Origin of the sequence: Serinicoccus sediminis, from assembly GCF_004153545.1 — a bacterium.
Lineage (GTDB): Bacteria > Actinomycetota > Actinomycetes > Actinomycetales > Dermatophilaceae > Ornithinicoccus > Ornithinicoccus sediminis_A.
The window spans coordinates 25,728-39,500 of the sequence record NZ_SDVA01000004.1 but is presented as its reverse complement, the minus strand read 5'-3'; the positions used below and the strand labels follow the sequence as shown (position 1 = coordinate 39,500).

The 13,773-nt window shown below is 73.6% G+C and carries 10 protein-coding genes; 3 read left to right on the top strand and 7 right to left on the bottom strand.

Going from position 1 to position 13,773, the window contains the following annotated elements; genetic code table 11:
* Nucleotides 1-31: 31 nt before the first annotated feature.
* Nucleotides 32-1,240 (bottom strand): amidohydrolase, encoded by a 1,209-nt coding sequence (locus EUS26_RS05060; RefSeq protein ID WP_130012103.1) that lies wholly within the window; start codon nucleotides 1,238-1,240, stop codon nucleotides 32-34.
* Between the two features lie 364 nt (nucleotides 1,241-1,604).
* Between EUS26_RS05060 and EUS26_RS05055 the strand changes: the two genes are divergently transcribed.
* Entirely contained in the window at nucleotides 1,605-1,853 is a 249-nt protein-coding gene (locus tag EUS26_RS05055) for a WhiB family transcriptional regulator (RefSeq protein WP_010148753.1), read from the top strand.
* A gap of 40 nt (nucleotides 1,854-1,893) precedes the next feature.
* On the opposite strand, the gene EUS26_RS05050 is transcribed toward EUS26_RS05055, so the two are convergent.
* Nucleotides 1,894-3,393 (bottom strand): sensor histidine kinase, encoded by a 1,500-nt coding sequence (locus EUS26_RS05050; RefSeq protein WP_130012102.1) that lies wholly within the window; start codon nucleotides 3,391-3,393, stop codon nucleotides 1,894-1,896.
* Between the two features lie 19 nt (nucleotides 3,394-3,412).
* Nucleotides 3,413-8,212 (bottom strand): NAD-glutamate dehydrogenase, encoded by a 4,800-nt coding sequence (locus EUS26_RS05045; RefSeq protein ID WP_130012101.1) that lies wholly within the window; start codon nucleotides 8,210-8,212, stop codon nucleotides 3,413-3,415.
* Between the two features lie 140 nt (nucleotides 8,213-8,352).
* Between EUS26_RS05045 and EUS26_RS05040 the strand changes: the two genes are divergently transcribed.
* Nucleotides 8,353-8,883 (top strand): hypothetical protein, encoded by a 531-nt coding sequence (locus EUS26_RS05040; RefSeq protein ID WP_130012100.1) that lies wholly within the window; start codon nucleotides 8,353-8,355, stop codon nucleotides 8,881-8,883.
* A gap of 4 nt (nucleotides 8,884-8,887) precedes the next feature.
* Entirely contained in the window at nucleotides 8,888-9,391 is a 504-nt protein-coding gene (locus EUS26_RS05035) for a DUF2505 domain-containing protein (protein WP_130012099.1), read from the top strand.
* 16 nt (nucleotides 9,392-9,407) lie between these two features.
* Here the strand turns inward: EUS26_RS05035 and pruA are convergent, their stop codons facing one another.
* The 4 genes from pruA to EUS26_RS05015 all read right to left on the bottom strand — a co-directional run bounded on the left by pruA (nucleotide 9,408) and on the right by EUS26_RS05015 (nucleotide 13,762).
* Nucleotides 9,408-11,036: an L-glutamate gamma-semialdehyde dehydrogenase gene (gene pruA / locus EUS26_RS05030; protein ID WP_130012098.1), complete on the bottom strand. Its 1,629-nt coding sequence runs from the start codon at nucleotides 11,034-11,036 to the stop codon at nucleotides 9,408-9,410.
* Between the two features lie 33 nt (nucleotides 11,037-11,069).
* Nucleotides 11,070-11,564 (bottom strand): DUF6912 family protein, encoded by a 495-nt coding sequence (locus tag EUS26_RS05025; RefSeq protein ID WP_130012097.1) that lies wholly within the window; start codon nucleotides 11,562-11,564, stop codon nucleotides 11,070-11,072.
* A 102-nt stretch (nucleotides 11,565-11,666) separates the two neighbouring features.
* On the bottom strand, nucleotides 11,667-13,082 hold the full coding sequence (locus EUS26_RS05020) for a CpaE/TadZ family protein (RefSeq protein WP_130012096.1): 1,416 nt from the start codon (nucleotides 13,080-13,082) through the stop codon (nucleotides 11,667-11,669).
* On the bottom strand, nucleotides 13,079-13,762 hold the full coding sequence (locus EUS26_RS05015; RefSeq protein ID WP_130012095.1) for a CpaB family protein: 684 nt from the start codon (nucleotides 13,760-13,762) through the stop codon (nucleotides 13,079-13,081). The genes EUS26_RS05020 and EUS26_RS05015 overlap by 4 nt, the downstream gene beginning before the upstream one ends.
* Between the last annotated feature and the right edge of the window lie 11 nt (nucleotides 13,763-13,773).

The window sequence follows — 13,773 nt, the reverse complement described above, 5'->3', positions numbered from 1 at the left end:
GCCCGGGAGGGCCGGGTCCGCCCGCCCCGGGTCAGCGGGGGCGGACGGTCCCGGTGCCGGACTCGCGGTCGTAGGAGTAGACCTCGACCCCGTCGATCCACGTGCGCAGCACCCGCGACTGCAGGTCGAGCCAGTCGCCGGACCACAGGGCCAGGTCGGCGTCCTTGCCCACGGTGAGAGACCCGAGGCGGTCCTCGACCCCCAGCACCCGGGCGGGGTTGATGGTCACGGCGCGGAGCGCGGCGTCCCGGTCCATGCCCTCGCGGACCGCGAGCGCGACCTGGGTGATGAGGTGGTCGATGGGCACCACCGGGTGGTCGGTGATGATGGACACCTGGACCCCGGCCCGGTCCAGGATCCCGGGCGCCTTCGGGCTCCGGTGGCGCACCTCGACCTTGGAGCGGCTCACGATCATCGGGCCGTAGAGCACCGGGATGTCGCGCTCGGCGACGAGGTCGGCGACGAGGTATGCCTCGGTCCCGTGGTCGAGCACGAGCCGGTAGCCGAACTCCTCGGAGAGCCGGATGGCGGTGGCGATGTCGTCCGCGCGGTGGCAGTGCTGGCGCCAGGGGATCTCCCGCTCCAGCACCGCGACCAGCGCCTCGCTGACGAGGTCGGTCTCGACCGGGCTGTCCCCGGCCGCCGCGAGCTTCGCCTGGTAGGACCGGGCGGCGGCGAAGGCCTTGCGCAGGACGAGGGCCACGCCCAGGCGGGTGGCCGGCGTCTTCTTCTGCTCGCCGTAGACCCGCTTGGGGTTCTCCCCCAGGGCCGCCTTGATCCCGGAGGGGTTGCGCAGCACCATCTCGTCCACGTAGCGCCCGTAGGTCTTGAGCGCCACCGCCTGGCCCCCGATCGGGTTGGCCGATCCGGGGTTGACGTTGACCGTGGTCACCCCGGCGCCCAGCGCGTCGTCGAAACCCTGCTCGCGCGGGTTGATGGCGTCGATGGCGCGGGCGGCCGCCATGACCGGGTCGGTCGTCTCGTTGCCGTCCAGCCCGGCCCAGCCCTCGCCCTCCTCCCACACGCCCAGGTGCACGTGCGCGTCGACGAGCCCGGGCAGGAGCCACGACCCGGCCCCGTCCACCACCTCGACGCCGTCCGGCACGTCGACCTCCGCACGGGGGCCGACGGCCGCGATGACCCCGTCCTGGACCAGGACGGTGCCGTCCTCGATCACCTCCCCGTCGACCGGGACGACGTGGGCACCGACGATGGCCAGGGACGGTCGTGGGCTGGGCATACGAGCTCCTCCAGTAGCATGGGACAGGATTCTCGTCACCCTACGCAGCGACCCGCGCAGGCCTCCCGGCGCCCCCGTCGACGGGGGCGGCCTGTGACGGATGTGACTCATCCCTCACCCCGCCCCGGGGGCCCGCCGGTCATTCACCCTTGTGCTACGGCGTGTCGCGATGGGAGGATCGGGAACACTGTCCCTGGGCCTGGCGTTGGCCCAAGCAGAGACCGCGGAGCCACCACCCTGACCCGGCACCGCTCACCCAGACGGAACAACGAGGTGTCGTCGCCCACCGGACGCCTCTGACGTCCGGCCGCGGGCGGCGGCGAGAGGGCGCCCCCGAAGGGCGCAGACCAAGGAGTACACACTGATGGACTGGCGCAACCGCGCGGCGTGCCTGGAAGAGGACCCCGAGCTCTTCTTCCCGATCGGCAACACCGGCCCGGCGCTGCAGCAGATCGAGGAGGCCAAGGCCGTCTGCCGCACCTGTCCGGTCATCGACACCTGCCTGAAGTGGGCGCTGGAGACCGGCCAGGACGCCGGTGTCTGGGGCGGGCTGTCCGAGGACGAGCGCCGGGCGCTCAAGCGACGCAAGGCCCGGGCCCGGCGCGCGAGCTGACCCCCCCTGAGCACTCCGTCACCGGAGGAGGCCGTGACCCTCAGCCGGTGGCGGAGCCCCGTAGCCGCACGGTGAACCGCACGACGGTCCCGTGCGGCTTCGTCGTCTCCCAGCTGATCTGACCGCGCAGGTCGCTGATGAGCGCCTCCACGATCTGGGTGCCGAGGCCCGACCGCGCGGTCGCGTCGGGGGCGTAGCCGCGGCCGTTGTCCGCGACGCCGACCTCCAGCACGTCGGTCCCGTCCTCGTCCTCGGTCCGCCGGGCGCTGACCACCACCCGTGGCGCGCCGTCCGGCCGGTCCCCCTCCTCGAAGCCGTGCTCGACCGCGTTGTGCACCAGCTCGGCCAGCACCATCGCCAGGTGGGTCGCGTCGTCCGGCGGCAGCCAGCCGAACGAGCCCTCGAGCTCGGTCCCGACGACCGCCTGGGTCGAGGCGACCTCCACGGTCGCGCGCAGGATCCGTGAGGCCACGTCGTCGAAGTCGACCCGCTCCGAGAAGGCCTGGCTGAGGGTGTCGTGCACCAGGGCGACCGTCGACAGCCGACGGCCGGCCTCCGCCAGGGCCTCCTGGGCCTTGGGGTCGTCCAGCCGCCGGGACTGCAGCCGCAGCAGCGCGGCCACGGTCTGGAGGTTGTTCTTCACCCGGTGGTGGATCTCCCGGATCGTCGCCTCCTTGCTCAGCAGCTCACGCTCCCGGCGCCGGATCTCGCTGACGTCGCGCATGAGCAGCAGCGCGCCCACCCGCCGCCCGGCGTGGGTGAGCGGCACCGAGCGCAGCGTGAGGTTGACGGTGGAGGTCTCGATCTCGGTCCCCCAGGGCGCGCGCCCGGTGAGCACGAGCGGGACGGTCTCGTCCACGGTCGCACCGGGGGTGAGCCGGGTGGAGACGATCTGCGCCAGGTCGGCGCCGTTGACGTGGTCGGTGTGCCCCAGCCGGCGCAGCGCGGAGACGGCGTTGGGGCTGGCGTAGTCGATGATCCCGTCCGCGGTCAGCCGCAGCACGCCGTCCCCCACGCGGGGCGTCCCCCGCCCGACGCCGGTCGCCACGTGGTCCATGGGGAAGGCCCCCTCGGCGATCATCGAGAACAGCTGCTGGCTGATCTGCAGGTAGTTGACCTCCAGACCTCCCTGCTGCCGCATGTTCTGCAGGTCGGTGTGCCGGACCAGCACCGCGATGGGGCGGCCCGTGCGGACCACCGGCACGTACTGCTCGCGGACGTAGCCGACCTCGTCGGGCGTGAGCGGCCGACCGGTCTCCATGACCTGGGTGAGCAGGCGCTCACGCGGCGCTGCCGGGGCCTCCCCGATGACGTCGTCGTGGTAGAAGTTCGGCCCGGTGGACGGCCGCGCGTGGGCGGCCAGGAACCACGGCGACAGGTGCGGGTCCGCGGCGTCGTCGCGCTGCACCGGCAGCCACAGCGTGAGGTCCGCGAAGGCGAGGTCCGCCAGCATCTGCCAGTCACCGACCAGACGGTGCACCCAGTCGACGTCGTCTCCCGACATCGACGACCGCGACAAGGTCTCCCGCAGAACAGCCACGAGGAGATTGTCGCAAAGCTCAGTCGGCCGAGCCCTGGCGGACCAGCCCGCGCAGGGTGCGCAGCGCGACCGAGAGCGGCGCCAGGTCCGGCTCGCTCATGCCGCTGACGGTGCGCAGCACCTGGCTGGTGCGCACCAGCGCCTCGCGGTTCTCCGCCATCCACTCGCGCACCCGCTCCAGCGAGTCGTCCGCGTCCCCGGCATCGGTCCGTTCCACGACGGTGCGGGTCAGCCCGCGCATGACGCCGTAGAGGTCGTCCCGCAGCGCCCCGCGGGCCAGGGAGGACCACCGGTCCTCGCGCGGCAGGTGCGAGACGTGGGTCAGCAGGTCGTCGATGCGGAAGGCCTCGGAGACCCCGAAGTAGATCTCGGCCACCTCGGTGACGTCGCGGTCGATCTCCCCGGCGAGCTCGGCGACGTCCAGCAGCGAGTAGCTGTCGAGCAGCGAGGCGAAGGTCTGGGCGAGGTCCTCGGGTATGCCGTTCGAGCGCGCCCACTCGGCCCGCTGCGCCCACCGCTCGTGCTCGTGGCCCTGCAGCAGCTCACCCAGCTGCGGGACCAGGGTCTGCACCGGCTCGGCGAACCGCTCGATCTCCTCGTCCATGCCGGTGGACAGCGACCGGTTGTTGAGGAACCACCGGGTGGCGCGGTCCAGCAGCCGGCGCACCTCGAGGTAGAGCTCGGTCTGGACGTCGGTCGGCACCTGGTTGTCCAGCGCCTCGACGGCGGCGGTGTAGTCGGCCAGCCCGAAGACCGAGCGCACCACGTGGAAGGCGCGGGTGATCTGCGTCACCGTGGCGCCGGTCTCCTCCTGCGCCCGGAAGGCGAAGGAGACGCCGCCGCGGTTGACCATCGCGTTGGCGATCTCGTTGACGACGATCTCGCGGCGCAGCGGGTGGTCCAGGATCTGCTCCCTGGCCCGCTCGCGCAGGGGCCCAGGGAAGTAGTGCAGGAGCGAGCCGAGCAGAGCCGGGTCGTCGGGCAGCTCGGTCTCGATGAGCTCGGTCTTGATGCCGAGCTTGGCGTAGGCCACGAGGACGGAGAACTCGGGCGCCGTGAGCCCGGTGCCGGCCTGCTCGCGGCGCGCCCACTCGGCGTCGTCGGGCAGGAACTCCAGCGCCGGGTCCAGACCCGCGTGCTCACCGAGGTAGCGGATGAGCCGCTGGTGGACCGAGGCCATGACCCCCTTCTGGAGCCGGCCGTTGCCGATGAGGACGTTCTGCTCGTAGTTGTGCCGCAGGACCTTGTGGGCCACCTCGTCGGTCATCGAGGCCAGCAGCTCGTCGCGGTCCTCCATCGACAGCTCGCCGTCCTGCACCAGCGGCGTCAGCGCGATCTTGATGTTGACCTCGTGGTCAGAGGTGTCCACCCCGGCCGAGTTGTCGATCGCATCGGTGTTGACGTGCACTCCCGCGAGCGCCGCCTCGATGCGGCCGCGCTGCGAGAGTCCCAGGTTGCCGCCCTCGCCGACCACGCGGACCCGCAGCTCGCGCCCGTCGACCCGGATCGGGTCGTTGGCGCGGTCGCCGATCTGCAGGTCGCTCTCGGTCGACGCCTTGACGTAGGTGCCGATCCCGCCGTTCCACAGCAGGTCCACCGGCGCCAGCAGGATGCCCCGCAGCAGCTCGTTCGGGGTCAGCGAGCTGACCCCCTCCTCCAGGCCCAGCCGCTCCCGGACCTGCGGGCTGACCGGGATCGACTTCTGCGAGCGCGGGTAGACGCCGCCGCCCTCGCTGATGAGGGAGGTGTCGTAGTCCGCCCAGCTGGACCGGGGCAGCTCGAACAGCCGCTGCCGCTCGGCATACGAGGTCGCGGCGTCGGGGTCGGGGTCCAGGAAGATGTGGCGGTGGTCGAAGGCCGCGACGAGACGGATGTGCTCGGAGAGCAGCATGCCGTTGCCGAACACGTCGCCGCTCATGTCACCCACCCCGACGACCGTGAACTCGGTGCTCTGGGTGTCCAGCCCCAGCTCGCGGAAGTGGCGCTTCACCGACTCCCACGCCCCGCGGGCCGTGATGCCCATGCCCTTGTGGTCGTAGCCGGCCGACCCGCCCGAGGCGAACGCGTCGTCCAGCCAGAAGCCGTAGTCGCGCGCCACGCCGTTCGCGATGTCGGAGAAGGTGGCCGTGCCCTTGTCCGCCGCGACCACGAGGTAGGGGTCGTCCCCGTCGTGCCGCACCACCCGTTGCGGCGGCTCGATCTGCGTGCCCACCCGGTTGTCGGTGACGTCCAGCATCCCGCTGATGAAGGTGCGGTATGCCGCCTGCCCCTCCTCCAGCCAGGCAGCGCGGTCGGCGGCCGGGTCGGGCAGGTTCTTGGGGAAGAAGGCACCCTTGGACCCGGTCGGCACGATGACGGCGTTCTTGACCATCTGCGCCTTGACCAGACCCAGGACCTCGGTGCGGAAGTCCTCGCGCCGGTCGCTCCACCGCAGTCCGCCACGGGCCACCGGGCCGAACCTCAGGTGGCTGCCCTCGACCCGCGGCGCGTAGACCCAGATCTCGAAGGCGGGGCGCGGCTCCGGCAGCATCTCGAGCTCGCGCGGCAGCAGCTTCAGGCTGACCCACGCCTTGGGCCGGCCGTCGGCGTCCTGCTGGTAGAAGTTGGTGCGCAGGGTGGCCTGCACCACCGCCGCCAGGCCCTGCAGGATGCGGTCCTGGTCCAGACTGGCGACCTCGTCGAGGGCCCTGGTGATGTCCTCGTCCACGGCGCGGCTGCGCTCGGCCCGCTCCTGCTCGTCCTCGAACGCGTCGGGGTCGAAGCGGGTCTCGAAGAGCGTGATGAGCAACCGGGCGATGTCCGGGTTGGCGACGAGCGCCTCCTCGAGGTAGTCGAGGCTGAACGTCCCGACCTGGCGCAGGTAGCGGACCAGGGTCCGCAGGATGACGACGCGGCGCCAGTCCAGGCCGGCGGTGAGGACGAGGGAGTTGAGGGTGTCGGACTCGGCGGCGCCACCCCAGACGGCGGTGAAGGCGTCCTCGAAGGCCGCGGCCACCTCGTCCTCGGTGCGGTGCTCACCACCGCTCCACACCGACTCGGCGGGGGCCCGCAGGCCGAAGTCGTAGATGTAGTCCGAGGAGCCGTCCTCATTGCTGCCGTCCAGCTCGTAGGGCCGCTGGACGGTGACCTCCAGCCCCAGGTCGGCGAAGACGGGCAGGACGTGGGTGAGCGACATCTCCTCGGAGCGGTACACCTTGAGCCGCCGCTCGGTCGGGTCGTCCCCCGGCCCGCGGTAGACGTGCGGGCGGGCCGAGGCCTCGCTCCCGTGCAGCTCCCCCAGACGCTGCAGGTCGAGGTAGGCGGCCTCGCCGTCGAAGTCCTCCTTGTAGGCCTCGGGGAACGCGTCGGCGTACCGGGCGACCAGGTCCCCGGTCACGCCCTCGTCCTCCACGTGGGCGGCGACCGCGTCGGCCAGACCCTCGACCCAGGTCCGGGTGACCGCGGTCAGCCGCTGCTGCAGCTCCTGCTGGTCGACGTCGGGCAGGTCCTGGTCCCGGGGGACGGTGATGACGAAGTGGAGCTGGGCGAGCGGTCCGTCGCCGACCCGGGTGGCGTAGTCGGCGAGCTGCCCCCCGTAGGTCTCCTCCAGCAGCTGCTGCACCCGCAGCCTGTTGGCGGTGTTGTAGCGGTCGCGGGGCAGGTAGACCAACGCGCTGACGAACCGGCCGAACTCGTCCCGCCGCACGTAGGCCTTGGCGGCGGGGCGCTCGAGCAGGCGCACCACGTCACCGGCCGTCGCGGCGAGGTGCTCGACCGGCGCCTGGAAGAGCTCGTCCCGGGGGTATGCCTCGAGGACGCTCAGGAGGTCCTTGCCGGAGTGGCTGTCCGGGGCGAAGCCGGACTCGGCCAGCACCTGCTTGACCTTGGCCCCGACGATGGGCAGCCGCTGGCTGGACTCCGCGTAGGCGCTCTGGGTGAACAGGCCCAGGAAGCGGTGCTCCCCCACCACCTCGCCCCGCTCACCGAAACGACGGACGCCGATGTAGTCCAGCGGCACCGACCGGTGGACGGTGGCACGGGTGTTGGCCTTGGTGACGGTGAGCAGCCGCGGGTCCCGCGCGGTCCGTGCGGCCTCCGGACGGAGGAGGGTGGGTGCGGCGCCGTCGTCCTCGCTGCGCAGGATGCCGAGCCCGCTGCCCGGGACGGCCTGCAACGCCAGCCCCTCGTCGGTGTCGACGAGGTCGTAGCTGCGGTAGCCCAGGTAGGTGAAGTGGTGGTCGTCGATCCAGCTGAGGAAGTCGACCGTCGAGCTCACCTCGTCGCGGTCCACGGTCTTGGGCGGGCCGATCTCGAGCTCGTCGACGATGGCCCGGGCCCGCTGCCGCATGGTCCCCCAGTCCCGGCAGGCGCGGCGGACGTCCAGCAGGACCCGCCGCAGGTCCTCCGCGAGCTCCTCCCGCTCCTCCTCGTCAGGGACCCGGTCGATCTCGACGTGGATCCACGACTCGACCCGCTGGCCCTCCCCGACGTCCTGCGGGTCGATGTCGAGGACGTCGCCGGAGGCCTCGTCGACGACGACCTGCGGGTGCAGGAGCTGGTGCACGCCGAGGCGGTGCCGGGTGACCTCGCCCAGCACCGAGTCCACGAGGAAGGGCATGTCGTCGGTGACGACCTGCACCACCGTCTGGCGGCTCGTCCACCCCCCGACATCGTGCGTGGGGTTGAGGATGCGGATGGCGGCCCGGCCCTCGCCCCGCTCCTCGGACAGCTCGGCCATCGAGCCCGCCATCGCCTCGCGCTGCTCCCGCTGGCGGCCGGCCAGGTCGGTCGCGGCCAGGTGGTGGAAGAACCGGTCGGTCAGCGTGTCGGTCGACGTCATCGTGCGCGTGCACTCCTCGGGTCGCGGGCGGTCGGCGCACCACGACGTGCGCCTGGCGCCACCCTACTCGGCCGGGGCGGCGTCGCCCGCCTGGGGACAACCCCGGTGTCGGGCGTCCCGGCCCCTCTAGGGTGGACCGCATGACCGGGACCGACCGGCCCCCGGGGCCCGCCGCGCCGGGGATGCGGGCCACGGACCGACCCGCGGCGTCCGCCCCGCCCACGGCGCTGCTGCGCGCGGCCGACGAGGTGGCCGGGCTGGCGCCCGACCTGGGGTGGTCCGAGGCCAGCGGTCTCGTCGAGGGCCTGCTCGACGGCCTCGCCCACGTGCTGGCCGACGCGGCCACCGACCGCGACCAGCCGCGGCCCCAGCCGCTCGTCGTCGGGGCCATCGGCGGCACCGACCGGACTCCCGACCACGCGAGCTGTCGGGCCACCGCGGGCCGGCTGCGGGTCCTCGCCGTCGAGCTGGCACGGCACCCCGCGCCCTGGGCCGGGGAGGCCTCCGGCGTCATGACCGACCTGGGCGACCTGCTCGACCAGGTGGCCGACCGGACCCGCCGCGGGGCGCTGACCCGCGCCGACAAGGGTGTCGTCCTGCGCCGGTTGCACGGGCTGCACCGACGGCTGCGCGAGGTCCTGCCCACGCACCCCGGCCAGGACGTACGGTGAGCCCATGAGGATCACCGAGACCATCCGCCACCCGGCGGACCCGCAGCGCACCTTCGAGATGCTGACCGACCACGCCTTCCAGGTCCGGCGCTGCGAGCGCGCGGGCTCGCTGGACCAGACCGTGCACGTCGAGACGGCGCCGGACGGCACCACCACGGTGACGACGCAGCGTCACCTGCCGACGGACGGCATACCCGACATGGCCAAGGGGCTCGTCGGGCCGCGGCTGCTGGCCGTGGAGACGGTGCGGTGGGGGTCGCCCGACGCCGACGGGGAGCGGGAGGGGGCGATGAGCCTGGAGATGCCCGGCCTGCCGATCACCTTCACCGGCGGCATCCACCTGCGCCGCGGAGCCGAGCCCCAGGTCACCGAGCACGTCGTGGACGGTGACCTGGAGGCACGGGTGCCCCTCATCGGCCGGCGCGTCGAGGCGATGGTCGCCGAGCGCATGCGTGACGTCGTCCGGCTGGAGGAGCAGGTCGCCCGGGAGTGGCTGGCCGGGGGCTGAGACCCCGGCCGGCCGGTCAGCCCATGTACGGGTAGCGGTACTCCGTCGGCGGGACGAAGGTCTCCTTGATGACCCGGGTGTTGACCCAGCGCTGCAGGTTGGCCGCGGACCCTGCCTTGTCGTTGGTCCCGGACGCCCGGGCCCCGCCGAAGGGCTGCTGGCCGACGACCGCGCCGGTCGGCTTGTCGTTGATGTAGAAGTTGCCCGCGGCGAAGCGCAGCCGCTGCGCCGCCTCGCTCACCGCGGCCCGGTCCTGGGCGATGACCGCGCCGGTCAGGGCGTAGGGCGCCACCGACTCCATCTGGTCGAGCATGGAGGACCACTGGCGGTCGGGGTAGACGTGGACGGTGAGGATCGGGCCGAAGTACTCGGTCCGCAGCATCTCGTGCCCGGGGTCCTCGACGACCGCGACCGTGGGCCGCACGAACCACCCCACGGAGTCGTCGACCGTGCCGCCCGCGACGACCTCCACGCCGGAGTCCGCGTGCGCCCGCTCGATGACCCCCCGGTGCTTGGCGAAGGCCTTCGCGTCGATGACCGCGCCCATGAAGTTCGACAGGTCGCGCACGTCACCGACCGGCAGGCCCTCGGTGGTCTGAGCCAGCTCGTCGCGCAGGGTCTTCCACAGCGAGGCGGGGACGTAGGCGCGGGAGGCGGCGGAGCACTTCTGCCCCTGGAACTCGAAGGCGCCGCGCACGAGGGCGGTCCTGAGCACCGCGGGGTCGGCGCTCGGGTGGGCCACGATGAAGTCCTTGCCACCGGTCTCGCCCACGATCCGCGGGTAGGAGCGGTAGGTCGACAGGTTCGAGGCCACCCCCTTCCAGAGCAGGTTGAAGACGTCCGTCGAGCCGGTGAAGTGGATCCCGGCGAGGTCGGGGCTCTCCAGGACCACCTCGGAGACGGCCGGACCGGTGCCGGTCACCATGTTGACCACCCCGTCCGGCAGGCCGGCCTCCATGAGCACGTCCATCACGACGCTCGCGGCGCGCTGCTGCGTCGGCGCCGGCTTCCAGACCACCACGTTGCCCATGAGCGCCGGGGCCGTGGGCAGGTTGCCCCCGATGGCGGTGAAGTTGAACGGCGTCACCGCGTAGACGAAGCCCTCCAGCGGACGCTGGTCGATGCGGTTCCAGGTCCCCGGGGAGTTGCGGATGGGCTGCTCGGTGAGCAGCTGCCGGGCGTAGTGGACGTTGAAGCGCCAGAAGTCCGCGAGCTCGCAGGCCGAGTCGATCTCCGCCTGCTGGGCGGTCTTGCTCTGCCCGAGCATGGTGGCGGCGTTCACCCGGGCCCGCCAGGGGCCGGCGAGCAGGTCGGCCGCCTTGAGCAGGATCGAGGCGCGCTCGTCGAAGGACATCGACCGCCAGGCCGGTGCCGCCTCCAGGGCCGCCTCGACCGCCGCGCCGGCGTCCTTCTTGGTGGCGTCCCGCAGGGTGCCCAGCACCTCGGCGTGGGCGTGCGGCTGGACCACGTCGATCGCGGCGCCGCCCCCGGTGACCCGGGTCCCGCCGATGACGTGCGGCAGGTCCACCGGGCTGGCCGCCATCTCGGCGAGCGCGGCCTCCAGGGCGCCTCGCTCGGCGCTGCCCGGCGCGTAGTCCAGCACGGGCTCGTTGAGGGGGCTGGGGACGTCGACGATGCCATCCATGGCTCGATCTCCTCGGGTCGGTCGGTCAGTATGTCAGTCGGTCGGCGGAGCGGTCGAGGGCCCGGAGGCGGGGCTGTCCGGCAGGTCCTGCTCCAGCCGCCGGGTCAGCTCGAGCACGTGGTCCAGCTCGGTGGTGTCGAACCACGAGAGCTCGATGTCCTCCCCCTCGTCGCCCGGGAGAGACGACGCGTCGCCCGTGACGACGTCGTCGCCCAGGTGCAGGGCCGCGACCCGTGGCAGCTCGACCGAGGCCACCTCGATCCACACGTCGTCCGCGGCGGGCGCCGTCACCAGCCGGGTGTCCACGTCCACGGCGGCCAGCACGACGGGTGACCCGGAGCTCGCGAGAGCGGCAGCGGCCACCTGGGTCGCGGCATACTCCAGCTCGTCGGTGTCCGCGCCCGGCTCCTGCGCCCGCAGCGCGTCGGTGACCGCGGTCGCCCGCAGCGGACCGGCGAGCCGGCGGTCCTGCCGCAGCGCGGCGAGCCGCTCTCCGGACAGCGGCACGTAGCACCGCACGGTCGTCATCGCCGACCTCCTCCTCCGGGTCACCAGGGGCGGCCGCGAGCGCGGCCGTACGGTCATGGTGTCAGACGTCGCCGCCGTCGAGGAGGGTGGGGCGACGGTCCGTCACGTCCGGGCCCGACCGCGCGCCCACCACCGCCCCGGGGCCGCCTCGGCCGAGCCGCGACGTCCGCTCACCAGGTGGGCCAGCGTGCGGATGGCCGCCCTGGCCTGACTGGAGGTGCGTGACTCGGCGAGCGTATGCCCGTGCAGCAGCGCCGCGTCCAGGGCGTCGCGGTCCTCGGGGACGACGTGCACCTGTCCGACCCCGGCGAAGCGTCGCAGCGTGTCGGTGATGCGGCGACCCGGGTCCGGACCCACGGGGCCCGGGCGGACCCGGGTGACCACCACCTGCGCCGGTGCCCCGGTCACCGCGGGCACCTGGTCGAGGCAGCGGACCAGCCGCTGCAGGCCGACCGGGTCGCCGGTCCCGACGACCACGACCTGGTCGGCCTCCTGCAGCGCGCACAACGCGGCCCCGTTGCGCCGCGGGGCGCTGGTGTCGAAGGAGATCTCCTCGTCCTGCTCGACCGTCGGGGCGATGTCGACGACGACCCATCGGGCGACGGCACGGGCCTGCTGGAGGATGTCGGCCAGCGCGGTCTCGCGCAGCTCGGTCCACCGGTCGGCCCGGGGAAGGCCGGTGAGCACCAGCAGGCCGGGACGCACCTGGGGGGCGAGGCGCAGGAGGCTCCCGGCGTCGAGGGTGCCCTGGTCCGCGGCGCGGGCGGCGGCCGCGACCCCCGGGGACTCGTCCAGCACGGCCAGCGCCTGCGCGACACCGGCGCCGTAGGTGTCGGCGTCGACGAGCAGGACGGGGACGGTGGGCGAGGCCAGCTCGGCGGCCAGGTTGACCGCGACGGTCGTCCGACCGGTGCTGCCGTGCGGGCCCCACACGACCACGACCTGCCCCTCCGGCGGGGCGCCGTCAGGGGCCCGGCCCGACCCGCCCCCGAGCGCGTCGTCGGCCGGCGCACCGGCCACCTCCCCCGAGCCGCCTGGTCCCTCCGCTGCGGGCTCGACGAGCAAGGACGCCCGGCCGACGCGGGTCGCCGGGCGCGGCTCGTCGCGGTCCTCGCCGTGGGTGAGCTCACCACCGGGCGCCTCGCCGTCGGCGCCGCCCGCGGACCGGTGCCCGAGGGAGGCGAGCACCGTGTCGAGCTCGGTGGTGCTGCTGTCCGTCCCCACCAGCACGGCGACGCCACGCCGCTGCAGGGAGCGCGCCGCGTCCATGTCGTCGCGTGGGTGCAGCCCGACGAGGTGCACCCCGGCGCCCTCCAGCGCCGCGACCGCGTCCCGGTCCAGCCCACGCAGGTCGTGGGAGACCAGGACGATCTCGGCCAGACCGGCCCGCGTGACACCGAGCAGCTCCGGCAGGTCGGCGCACCGGCGGACGAGGCGCGCCTGGACCGAGCCGGCGAGCAGGCCCGCGACCTGGCTCTCCCACCGCGGGGCCACGGCCGTGACCAGCGGACGGCTCACCCGTCCTGCTCCCCCTGCGTACGCGGCGCCGGGACCAGGGTCAGCCGGGCGGCCTGGTCCACCGCGCCGATGACGCCCCCGACCCGGTCCGCGGGGACCACGAGCGCCACCGAGGTCCGGCCCAGCGAGGCGCCCAGCCCGGCGGACTGGTCGGCGACCCGGTCCACGACGGCCCCCGACAGCAGCAGCTCGGGGTCGAGGTAGACCTCGCCCGTGGCCCCCGGGTCCCGGCGGCTCACCCAGACGTCGACCTCCGTCCCCACCTGCAGCCCGGAGACGGCCGATGCCTCGACCGGGACGTCGACCGTCTTGTCCAGGGCCTGGCGCTGCGTCCCGACCGCGGCCGCGGGCAGCAGCTCCCCCGCCGCGACCCGGCGCAGCAGGTAGGTGCCGTCGGCGACCGGGTCGGAGGCATCGAGGTAGTGCTCCGCGGCGTCCGCGAGGCGCACCTGGACGGTGACGAGGTCGCCGTCCCGCAGCGGTTGACCGGGCAGCAGGTCACGGGCCGCGGCGTGCACCGGCTGGGTGTCGTCGAGGCCTGAGACGAGGCGGGCGCCGCCCGCCACCGAGAGCACCACGAGCAGCACGCCCACGACCAGGCGCAGGTCGCGCCACCCGGGCGCCTGCAGCCGGCGGGCCGTGCGCCCCGGCCCGTCCTGCCGCGTCCCTGTGCGTCCCATACGAGGTCCCC